The following is an 18924-nucleotide window of genomic DNA, read 5'->3' as shown; positions in this document are numbered from 1 at the left end:
CTCGGCTCCCTCGGCGGTTCCCGGAAGATCGCCGCCGAAACATACGGCGGCGACCCCGGCGACGTTCCTCAGTCGGTCTCGGCGAATTCGAACGGCAGGGCGTCGATCGCTTCGCGGTACCGCCGCTCCAGTTCATCCGCGTCGGGCGCACCGATATAGAGGGTCGCCAGCTTGTATCGGTAGGCATCCTGGTTGGGCAGATCGGAGAGACGATCACCGGGCTCGACCTCGATATGCACCACGGTGCCCGGGAAACGGCGCTGCAGGGCAGCGATATCGGCCTCGCCGGGTACCGCGCGCACGATCCCGTCCGCGTACCGGGGCACCATGCACTGCGCGGCGACCGCGAATTCCCCCTTGCGATGGGGCATCCGGGGCCGGTGGCCCAGAGCGATATCGATGGCGACACCGTGATTGGAGCTGCCGTCGACCTTCGCGAACAGGTCGCTGTGCGATTGAGAGATACGCGTATTGACCTCGATCAACCACAGCTTACCGGTGTCGGCGTCCCACATGAACTCCGAGTTGAAGCAACCGTTGTCGTATCCGGTGTGCCGCAGATAGCGCTCGGTGAGATCGATCATCTGCTGCTGGACGTCCTCGGGGACGGTCCGCGCCGGATAGTCCAGATGGTCGAAACTGTGCCCGGCCGCGTCCTTTCGCATATCGAACAGGCCGTGCACATGGAATTCACCGCGGAACATCGTGCCCTCCGGCGCGGCCTGGGTGCCGGTGACCACCTGCTCGGCGAGGCAGGTGCGTCCCCCCGCCACGCGGATCTCCGCCGGCTGGTCCACCCGTTCGAGTGCGCGGTCGAAGGGGTCGGCGATCCGGCCGATCTCGGCCCGGATCTGTGCGATGGCCGTGGCGAACATGTCGGCGTCGGTCACTTCGAATCCCAATTGCGAGGAATGAGATTTGATCGGCTTCACCCAGAAGGGGAACGGAATATCGATCTTGTCCAGCGCGTCGGGGTCGAACGGATCGAAGGCGCAGAAATCCGGTACACATTCGGGCACCGATTCTCGCTGCAATACCCGGCTCCAGTATTTGTGCTCGTTCTTCAGCACGCTTTCCAAACTGGGTGAAGGCAATCCGAATTCGTCCGCCAGGATCGGCACGAGCACACTGGTCGGGAAATCCCAGTGCGCGATGATCGCATCCACCCGGCCATCGAAGGCACGCAGTTCCGCGCGGGCCCGATCGAGCAGCTCGTCGAAGTCGTATTCGTCGGCCGTAATCAAAGTTTCGTAATCGAGCAAGCCGTGCAGAGAAAATCCACCCGGAACTTCCACGGTCGAGATTTCTTCGCGCTGGGAATCGGTCAGAGCAGGTACGAAAATATTCTTCCTCACACCGACCGGCTAACCATATGTCCCGAACTCAAACGCTTCGGCCGGTGAACGAAAATCGTAGCCCCGGAACCGTCCGGAAAACGAAGCGGCCCGGGGGCGAACGATCGTCACGATGGTGGCAGATTCACGATTCGCACCAGGTCACGCAGCGCACGGCGGGCCTCCGGAATATCCGCCGGCGGCCAGGCATGAACATTCCGGCGAATTCGTGATACCCGAGGTCGACGCCTTCGTGGGCGCACCGCGCGCGGAACCGGCCCATATCAGCCGCAGGGCGGCGATCAGCAGCCGGCGCGCAGACTCGTCGCGGCGGATTCGCGGGAACCGCCGACCGGACCTCAGACGTGGTCACGCGGGACCCTCCTGTCCCAGTTCCGTGAGAAGGTGCGCTGCTCGCCCTCGAACGCGTCGAGTTCGGCGTGCACCAGGAAATGGGTGGGCGTACAGGTGACCCGGGTGCGGGTCTCGGTCCGGGTGCGCCACTCGCCCCGGGCGAAACTCATCGACCACGAAGTCTCCGCGGTGGCGGAGCAGAAATCGTCGGCCTGCCAGCCGTAGCGTTCCCGGACCTTCCGATCCACTTCCAGTTCGTGTTCGTCGTAGCGGATCAGGCCGGCGTCCTTGACGATCTCCAGGGCGGACCGGTAGTCGACCAGGTCACGGGACACGGTCCATTTCTGCTCACCGGGGCTGATCTGGGTCACCCGCATCGGTTCCGCGCCCTCGGGCTCGCCGAACGGCTGCACCGAGCCTTCGTCGGCGTCCGCCATCGGCCGGATCGGCAGCCGCAGGCCGCTCCCCTCCGTGTACACGGTGACCTGCGCCGGCACTGGCGGCGGCCAGGCCAGCGGCCAGTACGATGTGGACAGCGACAGCCGGATCCGGTGCCCCGCCGGAAACGCCTGGGCCACGGCATTGAGCTGCACGGTGACGCGGTAGCGCGCGCCGGGGACCAGGGGCCGGGGATCGTCGTGACCGTCGCGGTGGGTCAGATTGAGCAGACCGTAGGTCACCCGGGTCGCCCGTCCGTCCGGCGCCACATCGGACAACCTGGCCGCGACCATGGCGACCGGTTCGGCGGCCGACACCTCGAGGGTCACCGTCGGTGCGCCCAGGATCTCGCACCGTTCGGCGAGGGCGTCGGTCTCGAAGACCAGGCAGCCGCCGTCCTCCTCGCGCTGGTCGTAGGGCAGATCGGGCGGAGCGTTGTAGGACGCCCATTTCCCGGCGAACTGCCCCACCGACAGCGGCGATTCGACGGGCAGCGCCACCGGCGCCACCTCCTCGCCGGGCTCGGCGATCCGGTACCGGCCCAGCGGATATTCGGTGAACTCGATATTCGGTGAGGGCCATTCGGGCTCCCCCACCCACCGGCCGGGCCGGTCCTCGTAAGCCGTCGACGGTGGCACGCTCTCCTGCATCCAGGTCTGCAATACCGGCCCGTCCAGCACGCCGTTGTCGACATCCTTGAGCCAGTGATCCCACCAGCGCACGACTTCCTGGAGATACCCGATCGCGGGGCCGGGCTCGCCCAGATGCGGATACTTGTGCGACCAGGGACCGATCAGTCCCTTGCGTGGGACATCCAGGTTGGCGAGCAACCGGCCGACCGCGTTCGAATAGCCGTCGGCCCACCCGCTCGAGGCCAGCACCGGCACCTGGACGGCGGCATAGTCCTCACATACCGAGGCCCGGCGCCAATACTCGTCGCGACGCTGATGTTCCAGCCAATTGGCCGCCCACAGACTGCAGTTCTCCAGCCGTTCGAACCACAAATCGCGCCATCGGTCGCCGACCAGTGCCGGATCGGGGGGCAAGGTGCTGTAGGCGAACATGGTGGCCGATTCGGCGATATTGTCCGACAGCAATGCGCCGCCCATGTAGTGCATATCGTCGGAGTAACGGTCGTCGGTGAACGAGGAGATGACGATGGCCTGCAGGTGCGGTGGTTTGCGCGCCGCGATCTGCAGCGAGTTGAACCCGCCCCAGGAAATACCCATCATTCCGATCCGGCCGTCGCACCAGGGCTGCGTGGCCATCCATTCCATGATGTCCTCGGCATCGCGATGCTCTTGTTCGAGGTATTCGTCCACGAGTACCCCCTCGGACTCACCGGTGCCACGCAGATCGACTCGGACGCAAGCGTATCCGTGGCCCGCCATATAGGGGTGGTGGATTGAGTCGCGGACCGCGGACAGATCGCGTTTCCGGTAGGGGATGTACTCCAGGATGCCGGGGACCGGCCGGTCGTCGGCGGCGACCGGCCGCCACACCTTGGCCGCCAATCCGGTTCCGTCCGACATCGGGATCCACAGGTGTTCGTCCACGGTGATCTGCTGGGGCAGCGATGTCACTGTCCGCATCGATCCTCCTCGTCGTACTCACGATCCGCCCGGCCGCGCCGTGGGCACGGCGGCCCACCGCACGCGGACAACGTCCGTGCGGCGGCCGACGCGGATCTTCACTTCTCGTCCAACTCGCACACCGCCTATCCAGCCGACCTGGTGTGCCCGGTCCGGTGTACTCGCCCTGATCGGGCGGCTTCCCCGCCCGCGCGGTGCTAAACAGTGCCCGTTGCGCGCCCGGATTCGCGCACTGTCACCTCGCCGGGCTACCCGGCCGATGCAGGACACCGCTATGACCACCACGCCCGCCCCTGGTCTCGACGCCCGGCACGCCGATATCGTGCGTGCCACGCTGCCGCTGGTCGAGGCGCATCTCGACGCGATCACCGCCACCTTCTATCGCGACCTGTTCGAGCGGCATCCGCAGCTCGGCCGCGACCTGTTCAACCGCGGCGACCAGGCCCAGGGCACGCAGCCGCGGCGCGCTGGCGGCGTCCATCTCCTGCTTCGCCGCCTGGCTCATCGATCCCACCGCCCCACAGCCGGACTCGATGCTCGCGCGAATCGGGCACAAGCACTCGTCCCTCGGGATCACCGCCGGGCAGTACGACGTGGTGCACGAACACCTCTTCGCCGCCATCGTCGAGGTCCTCGGCGCCGAGGTGGTCACCGAACCGATCGCCGCCGCCTGGGACCGCGTGTACTAACTGATGGCCGACGGTGCTGATCGCACTGGAGAACCGGCTCTACGCGGAGTCCGGGGGCGACCCGGCGCGGTCTTCTGGGAGGCGCTGGGCAGGGTGCCGGGGGCGCGGTCGGTGTGGTCTGAGTACCTCCCCTGCGGCCCCACCGGCGTCCTGCACACGGTCCGCGGCACGCTGCTGGAACAAGGCATCCCGTCCGGACGGATCCGCACCGAACAGTTCGGCCCCACCGACTCGCGGGACAGCACGGCGTAACCCGGGGCGAATCAGCCGCGCTCCGCCCGCAACAGCATATGCAGCGCGGCACCGGCCTCGAACAAAGCCGCGGACCGGACGTCGAGTCCGGCGTCCCGCGCCGCCAGGGCCCGGCCGATCTCGTCCCAGCCGTGGGCGCCCCGCAACCAGGGAATCAGTTCCCGCAGCGCGGCGATACCGTATCCGGCGAGGCGGAGCTGCTGGACCAGCCGCGCGATCCGGACGTCATCGGGCAGGTACCGGCGGACCGCGCCCTCGGCACGCTGCGGCACGACCAGCCCCTCGGCGTCCCAGTGCCGCAACGTCGAGGGCCGGACGCCGAGCGCGCGGGACAGTTCGGAGATGCTCATCGCATCGGCCGGCCGGATATCGCCGAGCGGCTCGCCGGCGATCGCCCGCGCCGCCTCCCGCGCGAACGCGAGGTCGCGGCGACCCCGATCCAGATCGGCGTGCGCGCGGTCCAGCAACGCGAACAACCGGGACGGGCCATGATCCCGCGCCGCGCGCAGAATCCGTTTCGCTTCGACCGGACCGGATCCGGCCGCCAGCGCGCGATAGGCCCGCACCGCCCACAGATGGGCCACGCCGTACATCCGGTACCCACCGGGCGTGCGCGGCACCGGCGGGAGCACACCGTCGCGTTCGAGGTTGCGGATCTGCTGGACCGAGTAGCCGGTGGCCCGGGCGATATCAGCGGTCCGCAGACCTGCGGAGTTGCGACTTCGGGTCGCGTTTTCCGGCCATTTCTCGCCACAACTCTCCATAAGCACTTCAATGTAACGCTCGAAGACATGACTTTCGACGAGATCATCGAATACCTCGGCGCCCGCGACGGCGTACTGATCCAGCAACCCTGCCCCGGCGACGGGACCCCCGAGATCGCGTGGGGTGACGCGTTCTTCTACTACGCACCCGACGGCACGGTCCCGGCCAATACCCAGCCCTTCGCCACCCTCGTCACCAAGAACTACCCCGGCGACGCACGATCCCGGCTCGACCGGACCGGCGTCTTCCGGGTGAACATCCACGCCGGTAGGGAGCTGTTCACCACTTGGACCGGACGCGCTCCCCGCGACCCGGAACCGGACGGCACCGACCCCGCCGTGACCGACACCGTGATCGCCCATCCCGTGTACGGCGAGCTCGGCTGGCTGGCGGTGGTGGCGCCGGGCCCGGCCACCACCGAAACCGTGCGGGAACTTCTGGGGGTCGCCTACGACCGGGCCCGGGCACGTGCCCACCGGCGGTCCGGGAACCGTGACCGCCCGGCCGGGCTCCGGCCTCAGGCCACGACCGGGCGCTGAGCGACGCCCACGTATTCGCTCAGCGGCCGGATCAGCGCATTGGATTCGCCCTGTTCGATGATGTGGGCGGTCCACCCGGTGATCCGGCTCATGACGAATATCGGCGTGAACACCTCGATATCGAACCCGAGCAGGTGGTAGGCGGGGCCGGTCGGGAAATCGAGATTCGGTTCGATCCCGGTGGCCTCGTCCATGGCGCGCTCGAGCGCCTCGTACATCCGCACCCATCGCTGCCCGTCGGTGGCCGCGGCGATATTCAGGAAGGCCTGTTTCATGGTGGGCACCCGGGAGTCACCGTTCTTGTAGACCCGGTGGCCGAAGCCCATCACCTTCTCTTTCTTGGCCAGCTTGTCGCGCAGCCATCGCTCGGCTCGCGTCGGGTCACCGATTTCCATCATGTGCTGCATGACGGCCTCGTTGGCGCCGCCGTGCAACGGGCCCTTGAGCGCGCCGATGGCGGCGGTGACAGCACTGTAGATATCCGACAGCGTCGAGGTGACCACGCGGGCGGCGAAGGTGGAGGCGTTGAAGCTGTGCTCGGCGTAAAGAATCAGCGAGACCTCGAACGCCTGCACCAGTTCCCGCGCGGGGACGGTCCCGAAGCACATGTGCAGGAAATTCTCGGCGTAGCCGAGGTGGGAATGCGGCGCGACGGGGTCGAGCCCACGGCGCCGGCGGTGATCGGCCGCGACGATCGTCGGCAGCACCGCGAACATCCGCAGTGCCTTGGCGCGATTGGCCTGCGCCGAATTGTCCTCCTCGGTGGGGTCCTCGGCACCGAGATAACTGATGGCGGTGCGGACGACGTCCATGGGATGGCAGGTCTCCGGTAGTTTCGCCACCAGCGACAGCAGCGACCGGTCGGCGCGGCGCGAAGCCCGTTCCCGCTGCTGGAACCGCTCCAGCTCGGCGTGACCGGGAAGTTCGCCGTGCCAGAGCAGATATGCCACCTGCTCGAAAGTGCAGTGGGCGGCCAGATCCTGCACCGCGTACCCGCGATAGGTGAGCGAATTGGTTTCCGGCACCACTTTCGAGATCGCGGTGGTATCGACGACCACACCCGCCAGACCTTTGTAGATGGTCGGTATCGCGGCCGCGGCCCCGCCCCGCACCGGTTCGCCGCGCGACGATGTGCTCATCACTGGTCCCTTTCCAGAGTGAAATCGAATACGCTCGAATCGAATTCGTTGTAACGCTCGTACCGCAGCAGTTCGTACAGGCGGCTGCGGGGCTGCATACGGTCCAGCAGGCCGGACTGCGTGCCGGCGGTGTGGATCTCGTGCAGGCCCGCCTCCGCGGCGTACATCGCCAGCCGGAAAGTGGACACCGGGTAGATGACCATGTTGTAGCCGATCGATTCGAGGGTGGCGGCCGGAATCAGTTCCGACTTACCGAATTCGGTCATATTCGCCAGCAATGGAGTGCTCACCGCCTCGCGGAATTTCGCGAAGTCCGCGGGCGTGCGTAGTGCCTCGGTGAAGATCAGGTCCGCGCCTGCCTCGGTGTAGGCCCTCGCCCGCTCGATCGCCGCGTCGATTCCCTCGATTCCCGCCGCATCGGTACGCGCGCAGATCACGAAGTTCGGATCGCGGCGGGCGGATACCGCGGCCCGCAGTCGGCGGACCATTTCCGCGGTGGGCACCACTGCCTTGCCGTCGAGATGGCCGCAGCGTTTCGGGTTGACCTGGTCCTCGAGGTGGCAGCCGGCGATCCCGGCGTTCTCGAGTACGGTGACCGTCCGGGCGGCGTTCATCGGCTCACCGAAACCGGTGTCGGCGTCGATGAGAATCGGCAGATCGGTGACCCGGGCGATCTGCTGCCCGCGTCCCGATACCTCGGTGAGCGTGGTCAGGCCGATATCGGGCAGGCCGAGTTCGGCCGACAGCACGGCACCCGAGACATACACGCCCTCGAAGCCGATCTCCTGGATCAGAGTCGCCACCAGTGGGTTGAAGGCGCCGGGGAATCGCTGGATCCGCCCGGAGGCCAGGCCGGCCCGGAACGCGGCCCGCTTGTCCGCGGCGGGCGTCGGCGCAGCGAGGAGCCCGGTCATCAGAACAGTCCCTTCGGGGCGTGCGGCGCGCGGGCGAGCACATCCGGCGAGACGGTGAAACTCAGCTGCGGCAATTCGTCGGCCGTCAACTCCCCTGTGCGCTGGGCCACCTCGAGGAAGCGGTCCTGTTCGGCCGGATCGACCACGCCCTCGGCGAGGGTGCGGAATTTGGCGACATACTGCTCGCGGGCGAAGGGCCGCGCGCCGAGCGGGTGGGCATCGGCGACGGCGAGTTCGTCGACGATCACCTCCCCACTCTTCAGCGTGACCTCGGCGCGGGCACCGAACGCTTTCTCCCGCGGGTCGGTGGAGTGATAGCGGCGGGTCCACTCCGGATCCTCCGCGGTGGAGATCCCGCGCCACAGCGCCACGGTGTCGGGGCGCTGCGCGCGCTCGGGTGTGTAGGACCGCTCGTGATGCCAGGTGCCGTCCTGCAGGGCGACGGCGAAGATATAGGGCACCGAATGGTCGAGCGTTTCCCGCGACGCCCCCGGGTCGAATTTCTGCGGATCGTTCGATCCGGTGCCGATCACCACATGGGTGTGGTGACTGGTGTGCAACACGATGGAGGCGATCTGGTCCAGGTCTCCGATTCGCTCGCGCATCCGGCGGGCGAGATCGATCGGCGCCTGACTCTGGTATTCCGCGGAATGCTCCTTGGTGTAGGAATCCAGGATCGCCCGCTTGGGCTCCCCCGGCCCGGGCAGCGGCACCGAGTACTCGGCCCCCGAGCCCCCGAGCAACCAGGCGATCACCCCGTCCTCGCCCTCCCAGACCGGCGCCGGCGCGCCCTCCCCGCGCAGTGCGCGATCGACGGCCTCCACCGCCATCTTCCCCGCGAACGCGGGGGCGTAGGCCTTCCAGCTCGAGATCTCGCCCTTCCGCGACTGACGGGTCGCGGTGGTGGTGTGCAGGGCCTGCCCGATGGCCTGGTAGATGGTCTCGGTGTCGAGGCCGAGCAGGCTACCGATACCCGCCGCGGCCGACGGTCCGAGATGGGCCACATGATCGATCTTGTGCTCGTGCAGGCAGATAGACCGCACCAGGTCGATCTGGATCTCGTAGCCGGTCGCCAAACCGCGGAGCAGGTCACGACCGGTACGTCCGGCGTGCTGGGCGACCGCCAGGATCGCCGGAATATTGTCGCCCGGGTGGGAGTATTCCGCGGCCAGGAAAGTGTCGTGGAAGTCGAGCTCGCGTACTGCCACACCGTTGGCCCAGGCCGTCCATTCCGGCGAGAACCGGCCCTCGGCACCGAACACGGTCGCCCCCGGCCGGTAGGGATGCGCCAACGCCTGGGCCCGGGCGTTGGCTACCGGACGTCGGGTCAGCGCGGCCGCGGCGACGGCGGCGTTGTCGATGATCCGGTTGACGATCATCTCCGCGGTCTCCGGAGCGACCTCCACCGGATCGGTCGCCACCTCGGCGATCTGCCACGCCAGATGCTCCTCGCGGGGGAAATGCTCCGCGGAACGGTGGGTGCGGACGAGATGATTCTTCACGGTCCAGGACCTCCAGACGATCGGTGGAATTCACTCGATTCGCACGCTACCGAGAGTCCGGGGCCGCGGAAACGGGTTGCAGAAGGCGAATTATGCAGAATAGATCCTGCGAATTTGCGTAAGTTGCGGAAGGTCGCCATACGCCCGGACCTGCACTGACACTGCCAGCAGCCGCCCGGACACACGATCCGGCATCGCGGCCTGAGCACGCCGAAACGAATGACGTGTAAGGGCCGTAGATCGAAATTACGAGCGATATCAATTCGCGGAATACCGAGCGTCCGATTACGGCATGCATCGGAATAATCCCGATGCCGCCGGTTCGGGCCCGATCAGCGAGTGTTGCTCGCCGGTGCGTAAGGAGTATTCGCCGGACGGTTCTCGTCGGCCGCGAGCGGACGGCCGATCTGCGGAAACGCCCGCTGCGCGCACGCGGTGCGTTCACAGACCCGGCAGCCGGCACCGATCGGGACAGCGACCGCCGGATCGCGCACCGGGAGCCCATGCGAGTAGACGAGCTTCTCCGCGAAGGTCAGGTCGCAGCCGAGACCGACGGCGAAATGCCGTGCCGGCGCCAGATATCCGGGGTTGCTCTCCCCGGTCGTACGGGCCAGCCACAGATAGGTACGCCCGTCGGGCATCTCGGCGATCTGCGTGCGGATCCGGCCCGGGGTCGCGAAGGCATCGTGCACCACCCACAGCGGACAACTCCCCCCGACCCGGGAGAAGTGAAAAGCGGTAGCGGACTGCCGTTTCGAGATATTTCCCGCCCGGTCGGTGCGGACGAAGAAGAACGGCACGCCGCGTTGCCCCCGCCGCTGGAGCGTCGAGAGCCGGTGACAGACCGTCTCGAACCCGACCTCGAATTGCGCGGAGAGCAGGTCGATATCGTAACGCAATCGCTCGGCCGCACCCAGAAAACGCCCGTAGGGCAGGATCAGCGCACCGGCGAAGTAGTTCGCCAGCCCGATCCGTAGCAACCGCAGCGACTCCGCCGGTAGCGGCCCGGTCTCCGCGAGCAGCTCGTCGAGCGCCTCGGACTGCGTGAGAAACGCCAACTGAGTGGCCAGCTGGAACGCACGCTGGCCCGCGGTCAGCCGCCGCGCGAGCGCGAGTACGCGGGCCTGCGGGTCGTAGCTGCGCTTGGGTCCCGGCCTGCCGGGATCCTCCGAACGGATCCGCACCGCCACCCCGAACTCGTCACGCAGCAAACGCGCCAATTGCAGATCCAACCCGCCGAGCGTGAAGCCGCTCCGGGTGAACAGTTCCTCCGCGGCGGTGTCGAGGACCGGAATGTGATTGCGCCGGTCGTAGAAGTAGTCCCGCACGTCCTCGTAGGGCATAGCGGTGCGCGGTGCCTCGGCCGGACCGTCGATCCCGGCGGTGAGTAGTTCCAGTTGCCCGTCGGCCGTGCGCAGCCGACGATGCTGACTGATCAGCAGCCGCGCCGCCGTCGGCACCCGGGACAGCAGGTCGTCGAGTTCGCTACTGGTGACCGCCGCCGTCTCGGGATCCTCGGCGAACACTTCCTGCAGGTCCGCGAGCAGCCGCGCGTCGGTCTCCGGCGCGAAGAACCCCACCTCCAGGTCGAAGGTGGAGGTCAGGCGCATCAGCACCGGCACCGTCAGCGGCCGCTGATCGTTCTCCAGCTGATTCACATAACTCACCGACAACCCGAGCGCCTTGGCCAGCCCCGACTGCGACAGCCCCCGCTGCTCCCGCAGTGCACGCAACCGCCCCCCGCCGTACATCTTCTCCACCGCCGGCACCTTTCCTCGCATGACCACTCACGACCCACCCGATACAGCGATCCGGACTCGAACGACAGCGAGCCCGGGCCCCAGGCACCGGACCGCACGGGAACCCCGGCGGCGCATTCATGTTCCCGCCGAACAGCTTCGAAGAGGCCTGCACAGCGCACGCTCCATCGGTAGCACCAACGACCACCACCCACGAACGCGCGACCCGACGCCCCCGGGCACGGTCCGGGGCGTGGAACGGCGGCGAAACGCCCGATCCGCGAGGCGACAGCCAACCGGACACGGCGTGCCCGGCACAACCGGCAGGTCTTCGGACTCGCGGGCACCGACCCTCACTCGGTCGACCCGGGTCCGCACCCGGGCTGCTACTACCACGCCGTCGCTTCCCGAACCTCCGGCCCAGTGCGTCTGACGGCGGTCGCTCCCGCTCACCGCTGCGGGACAGTCCCGGATTCCCACCGGGTTCCCTCTCACCCGCCACCCGATGTCACCGACACCGAACGACAGGCTTCGACATCCCGCGCACACCGAAACAGCGCGGGATGAACCAGCTGCATCCGTCAGGATATGCCTGGCTCGAGCTGGGACTCCAGTGGGGCGGTGGGCAGTACCGGCGTACGGCGCACACGGACTACCCATCGGACGCCGTAGATAGGGGGGCGGACAGCGAAACGCCGCCGGGCAAAGAGCCCAGCGGCGTCCGGTCGGGAAGTCGACGTCCAACAGGCGCCTCTCGGCGAGTGGTCGCTCGTAGCGACAGAAGAAGGTGCGGCCCGGGGCTGTCCGGACATCGACAGGGGGTCGAACAGAGAGCCCCAGGGAGCTATTCCATCAGGTACGTGATGCCGGACACCGGAGATCCGAGCGCGCGGAGAGCCGGGGCAGCAGTCGAGCCCACACGGCAGCACACCCCGCGGCCCGAATGCGGTCCGAAATCAAACAACACCCCGCTCAACCAGCCGATTTCCTCTCTCGAACACCTCTGAGGTAATCTCATCGAGCGCCGGAACACACGGCGCAACGGGCTGTGGCGCAGTTTGGTAGCGCACTTGACTGGGGGTCAAGTGGTCGCAGGTTCAAATCCTGTCAGCCCGACCATAGAAAAACCCCTTCCCACCTGCATGGGAGGGTTTTTCTCTTATTCCACCAGTCGGGGTTCGGGACCAATTCGGACCAGCACGGCCAGAAGCTCGCGGCGTCGGTACGGCGCAGGACCACCGGTAGCGCCTCCTCGAGGATCGGTATCGGCCGGGCCCGCTTGGTCTTGGTGCCCTCCCCCGCACCGCCTCGTATCCTCCTGCCGAGTTACCCGAGCCGGCTGTCCGGCTCGTCGCGTCCGATCCCTTGCGGCACTATCGCGCGAGAAAGTGCCAGCCGACCCATGCCCACACGAGCACACCAGCGATCCTCGCAACCCGAGTGCGCGTGAGGTACGCGATTGTTTCGCCCAGAGACGCGACCAGATCCCGGCGCACGTGCGTGACCGCGACCATGCCGAGCGTGACCACCAGTACCAGTACGAAGCCGACGATGATGATCATCCGATCGCTCATCTCGACACCAGCCACCAGCCGACACCCAGCCATACCAGCCATCCGCCCAACCGCAGCGGCCACTGCTCGAGTGCCGGATCCAGCAGCGTCGACAATGTCGGGCGTACGTGGCTCGGCTGCGTCCAATCAGGTTGCCGCACAAAGGCGTACACTTCCCACGCCGACGCGGTGACCAGCAGCGTCGACCAGACTGCCACTCCGCGCCGCAGCCGGGCGGTGGACGGAATCGGCCTGGACCCCGCGCGGAACGCCAGTACCGTCGCCACGACCACCGGCACCAGCACCAGCAGGGTTGCCGGCCAACCGAACGGTCGGGTGGCGGCTCCACCCGCCGCCAGCACGGCACCGGCGGCCAACAGCGGCATCCGCCGCCGGCATGATCGGGCCGAGTGCTCCGGTTCCCCTGCCACATGGGCAGAATAAGGCCCTGGGCGCCGGAGCCGGGCCATCGGTCACCCAGCCACGCCGCGACGATCTCGACCCGCTGCTCGCGACCGTACCGGATTGCTCGCCACGATTCCCGGGTCGGAGACCTCGCCGACATCCTGCGGCACCGGATATCCCACTACCAGCCGAGCTCCCGAACTGCTGAACGCGACGCCGGAACGTACCTTGCCCGGTCTACCCATCCAGCACCATCCGGACGTTCCACGCGCATGCCACGGGCTGGATCAAGCCACCGACCGCCGCGGGAGCGATGCGGCCGAGCCAAGGCGAGGCCGATATGGACAAGTGATGATCGACGCAAGCAGGCCGCATCAAGGGTCGGCGTCAGTTGGCGAGCGACCGCGCTACCGATGCGGTACGCCAGGAACGTCGGGGCACGGTGCCGGATGCGTCCAGTTGTCGGTGGGGTACTCCCGCGCCATCCGCTCCGCTCGGTGCGGGCCGGCCCCGGCGGCTGCCGGCCGCAGGCACGCGCTCGTCGTCCGGTGTCGGGATGTAGCGTGCCGGGACGACCTCGCGGACCTGGCCCGCCGCCGACCCTCCTTTGCTGCGGCTGTATCCGGGAGGGTGGTTCTTTTGGACCGTCCCAGAGGTGTCGTGTCGTCGCTCGAAGAGATCTACGGTGGAGATATGACCGCCTTGAGGCGTCGGCATCTGCTGGTCGCGCGGGATGCCGACACGGTGCGCATCACCATGAACCGGCCGGGGCGGCGCAATGCTCTGTCGGGCGAGTATCTGGCCGAACTGCTTGCCGCATTCCGGGCCGGCGGCGAGACCGACGCCACCGGGATAGTTCTCGGGGCACAGGGTCCGGTATTCTCCGCGGGACATGATTTCGCCGACGTCGCGGCGCGCGACCTGCTCGGCGTCGCGACCTGCTCGGCGTGCAGGAGCTGCTCACCCTGTGCACCGAGCTCATGTCGACCATCGAGTCGGTGCCGCAGGTGGTGATCGCCCGGGCACACGGTCTGGCCACGGCCGCCGGCTGCCAGCTGGTGGCCTCATGCGATCTGGCCGTCGCCGCCGAATCGGCCGGTTTCGCGCTTCCCGGCGGCAAGGGTGGCTGGTTCTGTCATACCCCCGCGGTTCCGGTGGCCCGCGCCATCGGCCGTAAACGCCTGATGGAACTGGCCCTCACCGGCGACCCGATCGATGCCCGCACCGCCGAACAGTGGGGCCTGATCAACCGAGCGGTGCCGGACGCTGATCTGGACACAGCCGTAGGCGAGTTACTCGCCCGAGCCACCCGGGGCAGCCGGGCCAGCAAGGCACTCGGCAAACGCACTCTCTACGGCCAACTCGACCGCCCTGAAGCAGATGCCTATGCTCTCGCCCTGGAAGTCATGGCCGCCGCCGCTCAACTTCCCGGCGCCCGCGAAGGGATGGCGGCCTTCCTGGCGAAGCGCCCACCCGTCTGGCGCGATTAGCGCTGCAACAGCGACGTCGGCTCGGGCATCCCCCCGGCCGGGTTATCGAACATACGTTCTAAATCGAGGTATGCTGCATCGGTGACCATGAATTCGACCGCGCTGGCGCCGGCTGCCCGAACACCAGGATGGCCGGAGCTGGCCGACGTCGACTTGCTGCGCGCACTCGTCGAAACCGAACGCCGCCGAAAGCACCTGGATGCCGCCATGCGCGCGGCCGTCGCCGAGGCCGAACGTCGTGGCCTCGCCGCGGACACCGGCTATAGGGACACCGTGGAGTTATTGACCGATCTGCTGCGAATCAGCGCCCACGAGGCGCGCCGACGAATCAACTGTGCGGCCCCACAGGCCCGCTCGCGTTCCAGGAAGGTATGGCAGGTGCTGGCGGCAGCAAGTTGACGCCGAGCCCGGGCGCCTCGACCGGAGGCGGACGGGCTCGACACGGCCACGGGACACGACCGACGGACGGCGATGGCTGTGAGATCAGCTCGGCGGAATGGAGATGAACAGCGGTATCCACAACGTGTGGGCCGCCGCCCGGTGCATCGATGCCGCCCTCACCGGTACCGAGGACACCCATGTAGGCCGGTTGTACAGCGAACTCCGCCGTGATGCCGCGTCAACCATGTGCAGGCGGTCGTGCAGCGCAACTACGACGGTATGCGGCAATCGGATTCGGCGGCCCGCGAGGCACGGGCCGAATCGCAGTCCGCACTGGACCGCGACCTGTTCGACAAGCGGGAGCACCAGCGGCGGGCCGCGATGTTCACATCCCTGCGTATCACTCGCGGGCGACTCGGCCGGGAACTGCGTGCGGTTCCCGATACGGTCCGCTCCGCCGGGCGGCGGCTGTCGGAAATGCTGTGCTACGGAACGGTCACCGCACCCGGCGTCTACGACGGTCTGACGATTCGCGCTGCGGCGGCAGCGGGTTTCCGCGCGGCCTATGTGTCGGGCGCGGCCCTATCGGCTACCGCGCTGGGCCGGCCGGACCTCGGCTATCTGGGTCTTGCGGAGATGGCCGAGCAGGTGCGTCGGATGACCGCGGTCAGTGATCTGCCGCTGATCGTGGACGCCGACACCGGCTACGGCGGAATCCTGCAGGTCGAGGAGACGAGGGCCAGATTCGAAGCGGCCGGAGCCGCAGCGGTGCAGTTCGAGGACCAGGTCGCGCCCAAACGCTGCGGGCACCTCGCCGGGACACAGCTCTTCGAGGGTCGGCCGTCGCAGCGTTGGGCCTCTCTCATCGGCACACCCAACCCGGGTAAGCCCTGGGTTCGAGGTATGGCGAGGCCCGTCCAGTATCTCGACACTCGTGTCGTACTCGCGGAAACCGCGACCGCCGAGCCGGAACAACGTCGTGCCACCGTCGGCGAATTCACCCTGGCCATCGGCGATGGTGATTCCGCGGTGGTCACCGCGCCCCCGGCGCTAAAGTCCTCATCCAGCCCAGTACCCGCGCTGTGGAAGAACTGACCGAGCTCGCCCGCGCGGCAGCCTGGGGACTTGTAAAAGGGGGGCACCTAGATGCCGGCGGTGACGGGAAAACGCGCTGCTCGGGCGCCTCGAAATTCTCGAAGCCGCGCGTCGAGCCGGGATCCACATCGATCTGCACGCCCACGGCATCGGCGCCATCTACACCCGATCGGAGGTCGAGTCGCTCTGTTAGGCAGCTGGAATGGGGGGCGGGGTGATCGAGCCATCCGGCCCAGCGCCGGGTTCAGCGGCTGTGCAGGTTCCTCAGGTATGCCCTGCCGGCGGGAGTGAGGCGGGCTACCAGGACATTGCGCACGATGTCATGCGTCTTCGCGTACTGGGAGTCTCTCTGGGGAACCGGTACGTCCATCATCTGACAATCTACGAGGCCGCGCTGCTGCAGGCTGCGGACGCTGCGTCGGACACTGGCCTGATCGGCGCGATATCGGGGGTCGAGGAGCATCGGCGCGAAGAGTCCCGGCAGCACCCAATTGGCCTTCCAAGGGCCGAGAGCTGTGCCGAACCGGGGCACTATCGCGCATAGTTTCGTTAGTCGACCGCGACACCGGGGGCGGTTGCGCCAGCTCGGTGGCCGAGTTGCCGCACATAGTGCGCGGCTATCTGCGGTAACTCGCTAAGCGTGACTTTTGTCGTCGATTGGCTCGCCGTGTCGAAACGTCACTCGACGCCTCTGCCACGCCTGTGTAATGGGAGTCATATATAGGGAATCTCAGTCGGGGGGAACCGGATTCGTGGCTTGCGCATCGAATATTGGTGAAGGGAGGAGCTCCGATCCTTTCGAGCCCGGCTGAACCCGCAGGGGTACGGCCCGTAGGGCTGCATCGAGTTTCGATGCCTCGCTCGGAGCTGTAGAAGGGGAGACGGAATGTACGGTAAGAGACTGGTCAGCGCGGCTGTTGTGGTCGGAATGGCGCTGATGGGGGTATCGGTGGGATCGGGTGCCGTTGCCGCGGCTGCGCCGGGCTACACCGCGGTCGATACACAGGTGCTTGCTGCTCCGTCGAAGGCGACGTGTGACAAGGCTGTGAAGCTGCTCACCCAGGTTGTGCGATTGGCCGAAAAGTACAAGATCAAGCTGTCAGCGAAGCGGAAGAGCGAGCTGCAGGCAAAGATCAACAACGGCACCATCACCTCGAACGACCTCCCGGGAAAGATCCAGTCGGAGTTTCCGGGCGAGTTCAAGGGCAAGACTCTCAATGACATCAGGAAGGAATGTGGGATCAAGTGACCACAGAGGAAGGGTCGACGGGCGACAGTCCATGGTCGGAGGAGCTGACGGCCGAAGAGATGCGCGAACGCCTCGCGGGTCTGTCGATGACCGAGCTCGTGGCCAGGTGGTCGGCCGGTGACGAGTACGATGACTACTACGAGGCCGTCGCCCGAGAGCTGTACGAGCAGGGCGAACCGGGTATCGAGGTGCTCACCCAGGAGCTGGACGGCCGACGGATTCCGCAGCTGCGTGCAGCGCTCACAGTCTTGGCGATGCACCAGGGCAGTGCGCCGGCGTTCGTCGAGAAGCTCAAGTTGCTGGCAGGTGATTCCGAACCGGTGATAGCAGGGGATGCGATCAGGCTTCTCGGTTCACTCGGTGTCACAGAACTGGGGGAACGCATCCGTGGAATGGGTAACCACCCGTCGCCGTTTGTGCGGGCCAGCGTGCTGGACTATCTCGCTCGGGCGGAGCCGGAGTCGGCGTATGCGGCGCTGGTGCAGGGTCTTCGCGACAGCGACTACGTCGTGCGTGAGACCGCGGTCGACGCGCTCGACGACCTTGACTCGACAGAGGCGATCGCCTTGATCGAGCCGCTGTTGGAAGACTCTCACGAGGATGTCCGCCAGGCTGCGCGGACTGCCGTGGACAATCTGCGCGAGCGTGCCGGCTCCGCCGGCTGAAGGGCGGGCGCGCGATTCGGGAGCGCGGCGGAACGGTGTCCTTTCTGTCGTACTGACGAACTGTGAGCTCGGACGTCGAGCTCGCAAGATGTGAGACACGAACGAAGGCGGCCCCGGATCACCGATTTCGGGTGCCGCCTTCGGACATCGTCGGCATCCAGGCGCTTGCGCTGGTCACTTACCGGAGAATCTCAAAACGATGGAACCGAGCGATGGCGCGCCGCGTCGAAGCCTGTAACAGAACAGATTTTGGTAAACGGCTCACGCTTGGGCGGGCAGGTGGTGCAGGGCCACCACCGTACAGGGGAGGACTGACTCAGGTGCTGATGGATATAGCAGCGATCCGGGGGATCGCCGATTCCTTACAACAGTCGGCGGGGACGGTTAACGACGCAGCACTGCGTGTCTCCGACAGTTCGCGGGGATTCGAGACCAGCGACACAGGTCGGGAATATCAGGCTATGGGCGAGCGACTGGGCAATGGCCTTCACGATCTTGGTCGCTTTCTCTTCTCCTGGGCCAACTGTATACACGACTGCGGCTCAGCACTTCAGGCCGACGCAGACAGCTGCGTCGGAGTCGATCAGTCGACCGCGACCAACCTCGGTGCTGTCGCAGGAGCGTTCGAGTGAGACCTTCCGATGCCGACAGGGTCGACACGATCCTGGATGCTGGCGCTGAAGGGCTGCGCTACTTCGAGGCCTTTCTCCTGCGGTATCACGAATGGACTGGTCAGGCACCTGCTGGGGGTGGCTACGACGTTCTGGCCGCGTTGTATGACCAGCAGCGCGGCGCGGACTTGGAAGCCTTGAGCCGGATCGTTACCACG

Annotated in this window: 18 protein-coding genes, 1 tRNA gene, 2 pseudogenes and 1 riboswitch; of the genes and pseudogenes, 12 read left to right on the top strand and 9 right to left on the bottom strand. The window is 67.0% G+C overall.

Going from position 1 to position 18924, the window contains the following annotated elements; all coding sequences use genetic code 11:
- Positions 1-68: 68 nt before the first annotated feature.
- Both NGR01S_RS00100 and NGR01S_RS00095 read right to left on the bottom strand, forming a co-directional pair.
- Positions 69-1355, bottom strand: a complete 1287-nt coding sequence (locus tag NGR01S_RS00100) for an ATP-binding protein (protein WP_063034062.1) — start codon at positions 1353-1355, stop codon at positions 69-71.
- Positions 1356-1693: 338 nt separating this feature from the next.
- Positions 1694-3718 carry a CocE/NonD family hydrolase gene (locus NGR01S_RS00095; RefSeq protein WP_063034060.1) on the bottom strand — a complete coding sequence of 675 codons (2025 nt, stop codon included), beginning with the start codon at positions 3716-3718 and terminating at the stop codon, positions 1694-1696.
- 274 nt (positions 3719-3992) lie between these two features.
- On the opposite strand from NGR01S_RS00095, the pseudogene NGR01S_RS32070 reads away from it, so the two are divergent.
- Together NGR01S_RS32070 and NGR01S_RS31395 are read left to right on the top strand one after the other, a co-directional pair.
- Positions 3993-4404 (top strand): annotated as a pseudogene (locus tag NGR01S_RS32070) (globin domain-containing protein); the annotation flags it as partial.
- 6 nt (positions 4405-4410) lie between these two features.
- Entirely contained in the window at positions 4411-4659 is a 249-nt protein-coding gene (locus tag NGR01S_RS31395) for a hypothetical protein (RefSeq protein ID WP_063034056.1), read from the top strand.
- 11 nt (positions 4660-4670) lie between these two features.
- On the opposite strand, the gene NGR01S_RS00080 is transcribed toward NGR01S_RS31395, so the two are convergent.
- On the bottom strand, positions 4671-5423 hold the full coding sequence (locus tag NGR01S_RS00080; protein ID WP_063034054.1) for a MerR family transcriptional regulator: 753 nt from the start codon (positions 5421-5423) through the stop codon (positions 4671-4673).
- 27 nt (positions 5424-5450) lie between these two features.
- Between NGR01S_RS00080 and NGR01S_RS00075 the strand changes: the two genes are divergently transcribed.
- Positions 5451-5963, top strand: coding sequence for a DUF6194 family protein (locus NGR01S_RS00075; RefSeq protein WP_063034052.1), 513 nt, complete (start codon positions 5451-5453; stop codon positions 5961-5963).
- Here NGR01S_RS00075 and NGR01S_RS00070 read toward each other — a convergent pair.
- From NGR01S_RS00070 to NGR01S_RS00055, 4 genes are all read right to left on the bottom strand, one after another.
- A complete protein-coding gene (locus tag NGR01S_RS00070) occupies positions 5942-7102 on the bottom strand; it encodes a bifunctional 2-methylcitrate synthase/citrate synthase (protein ID WP_063034050.1) in 1161 nt (386 codons plus the stop codon). The genes NGR01S_RS00075 and NGR01S_RS00070 overlap by 22 nt on opposite strands.
- Entirely contained in the window at positions 7102-8016 is a 915-nt protein-coding gene (gene prpB / locus NGR01S_RS00065; RefSeq protein ID WP_063034048.1) for a methylisocitrate lyase, read from the bottom strand. The genes NGR01S_RS00070 and prpB overlap by 1 nt, the downstream gene beginning before the upstream one ends.
- Complete coding sequence (gene prpD / locus NGR01S_RS00060; protein WP_063034046.1) at positions 8016-9518, bottom strand: 2-methylcitrate dehydratase PrpD; 1503 nt, start codon at positions 9516-9518, stop codon at positions 8016-8018. Before prpD ends, prpB begins: the two co-directional genes overlap by 1 nt.
- A gap of 332 nt (positions 9519-9850) precedes the next feature.
- Entirely contained in the window at positions 9851-11278 is a 1428-nt protein-coding gene (locus tag NGR01S_RS00055) for a short-chain fatty acyl-CoA regulator family protein (protein WP_174551642.1), read from the bottom strand.
- Positions 11279-11562: 284 nt separating this feature from the next.
- Positions 11563-11794, bottom strand: a riboswitch (cobalamin riboswitch).
- Between the two features lie 505 nt (positions 11795-12299).
- On the opposite strand from NGR01S_RS00055, the gene NGR01S_RS00050 reads away from it, so the two are divergent.
- A tRNA-Pro gene (locus tag NGR01S_RS00050) sits at positions 12300-12376 on the top strand.
- A 254-nt stretch (positions 12377-12630) separates the two neighbouring features.
- On the opposite strand, the gene NGR01S_RS00045 is transcribed toward NGR01S_RS00050, so the two are convergent.
- Positions 12631-12819, bottom strand: a complete 189-nt coding sequence (locus tag NGR01S_RS00045) for a DUF6186 family protein (protein ID WP_157107057.1) — start codon at positions 12817-12819, stop codon at positions 12631-12633.
- Positions 12820-12827: 8 nt separating this feature from the next.
- The gene (locus NGR01S_RS00040; RefSeq protein ID WP_157107056.1) at positions 12828-13241 is read right to left on the bottom strand and encodes a hypothetical protein; all 414 of its coding nucleotides are present in this window, start codon (positions 13239-13241) and stop codon (positions 12828-12830) included.
- A gap of 325 nt (positions 13242-13566) precedes the next feature.
- Between NGR01S_RS00040 and NGR01S_RS33050 the strand changes: the two genes are divergently transcribed.
- The 8 genes and pseudogenes from NGR01S_RS33050 to NGR01S_RS00005 all read left to right on the top strand — a co-directional run.
- Positions 13567-14229 (top strand): enoyl-CoA hydratase-related protein, encoded by a 663-nt coding sequence (locus NGR01S_RS33050; protein WP_373861372.1) that lies wholly within the window; start codon positions 13567-13569, stop codon positions 14227-14229.
- Positions 14163-14705 (top strand): enoyl-CoA hydratase-related protein, encoded by a 543-nt coding sequence (locus NGR01S_RS31840; RefSeq protein ID WP_281179675.1) that lies wholly within the window; start codon positions 14163-14165, stop codon positions 14703-14705. Before NGR01S_RS33050 ends, NGR01S_RS31840 begins: the two co-directional genes overlap by 67 nt.
- A gap of 87 nt (positions 14706-14792) precedes the next feature.
- Positions 14793-15104 carry a hypothetical protein gene (locus NGR01S_RS00030; RefSeq protein ID WP_063034230.1) on the top strand — a complete coding sequence of 104 codons (312 nt, stop codon included), beginning with the start codon at positions 14793-14795 and terminating at the stop codon, positions 15102-15104.
- A gap of 228 nt (positions 15105-15332) precedes the next feature.
- A complete protein-coding gene (locus NGR01S_RS00025) occupies positions 15333-16181 on the top strand; it encodes an isocitrate lyase/phosphoenolpyruvate mutase family protein (protein WP_063034038.1) in 849 nt (282 codons plus the stop codon).
- A gap of 886 nt (positions 16182-17067) precedes the next feature.
- Positions 17068-17430, top strand: a complete 363-nt coding sequence (locus NGR01S_RS00015; RefSeq protein WP_063034034.1) for a hypothetical protein — start codon at positions 17068-17070, stop codon at positions 17428-17430.
- Positions 17427-18095 (top strand): HEAT repeat domain-containing protein, encoded by a 669-nt coding sequence (locus NGR01S_RS00010; protein WP_169811844.1) that lies wholly within the window; start codon positions 17427-17429, stop codon positions 18093-18095. Before NGR01S_RS00015 ends, NGR01S_RS00010 begins: the two co-directional genes overlap by 4 nt.
- A gap of 62 nt (positions 18096-18157) precedes the next feature.
- A complete protein-coding gene (locus NGR01S_RS30685) occupies positions 18158-18727 on the top strand; it encodes a hypothetical protein (protein WP_157107055.1) in 570 nt (189 codons plus the stop codon).
- Positions 18724-18924: pseudogene (locus NGR01S_RS00005) on the top strand (hypothetical protein); the annotation flags it as partial. The gene NGR01S_RS30685 and the pseudogene NGR01S_RS00005, both read left to right, overlap by 4 nt.

This window comes from Nocardia grenadensis NBRC 108939, assembly GCF_001613445.1.
Taxonomy (GTDB): domain Bacteria; phylum Actinomycetota; class Actinomycetes; order Mycobacteriales; family Mycobacteriaceae; genus Nocardia; species Nocardia grenadensis.
Note: the sequence above shows the minus strand (reverse complement) of the source record. Positions and strands in the feature narration are given on the sequence as shown.

Bases quoted from the DNA above. Each gene is read 5' to 3' on its own strand.
- NGR01S_RS00095 (WP_063034060.1), bottom strand. From the start codon at position 3,718: ATGCGGACAGTGACATCGCTGCCCCAGCAGATCACCGTGGACGAACAC.
- NGR01S_RS31395 (WP_063034056.1), top strand. From the start codon at position 4,411: ATGGCCGACGGTGCTGATCGCACTGGAGAACCGGCTCTACGCGGAGTC.
- NGR01S_RS00080 (WP_063034054.1), bottom strand. From the start codon at position 5,423: ATGGAGAGTTGTGGCGAGAAATGGCCGGAAAACGCGACCCGAAGTCGC.
- NGR01S_RS00075 (WP_063034052.1), top strand. From the start codon at position 5,451: ATGACTTTCGACGAGATCATCGAATACCTCGGCGCCCGCGACGGCGTA.
- NGR01S_RS00070 (WP_063034050.1), bottom strand. From the start codon at position 7,102: ATGAGCACATCGTCGCGCGGCGAACCGGTGCGGGGCGGGGCCGCGGCC.
- prpB (WP_063034048.1), bottom strand. From the start codon at position 8,016: ATGACCGGGCTCCTCGCTGCGCCGACGCCCGCCGCGGACAAGCGGGCC.
- NGR01S_RS00045 (WP_157107057.1), bottom strand. From the start codon at position 12,819: ATGATCATCATCGTCGGCTTCGTACTGGTACTGGTGGTCACGCTCGGC.
- NGR01S_RS33050 (WP_373861372.1), top strand. From the start codon at position 13,567: ATGATCGACGCAAGCAGGCCGCATCAAGGGTCGGCGTCAGTTGGCGAG.
- NGR01S_RS00030 (WP_063034230.1), top strand. From the start codon at position 14,793: ATGAATTCGACCGCGCTGGCGCCGGCTGCCCGAACACCAGGATGGCCG.
- NGR01S_RS00015 (WP_063034034.1), top strand. From the start codon at position 17,068: ATGTACGGTAAGAGACTGGTCAGCGCGGCTGTTGTGGTCGGAATGGCG.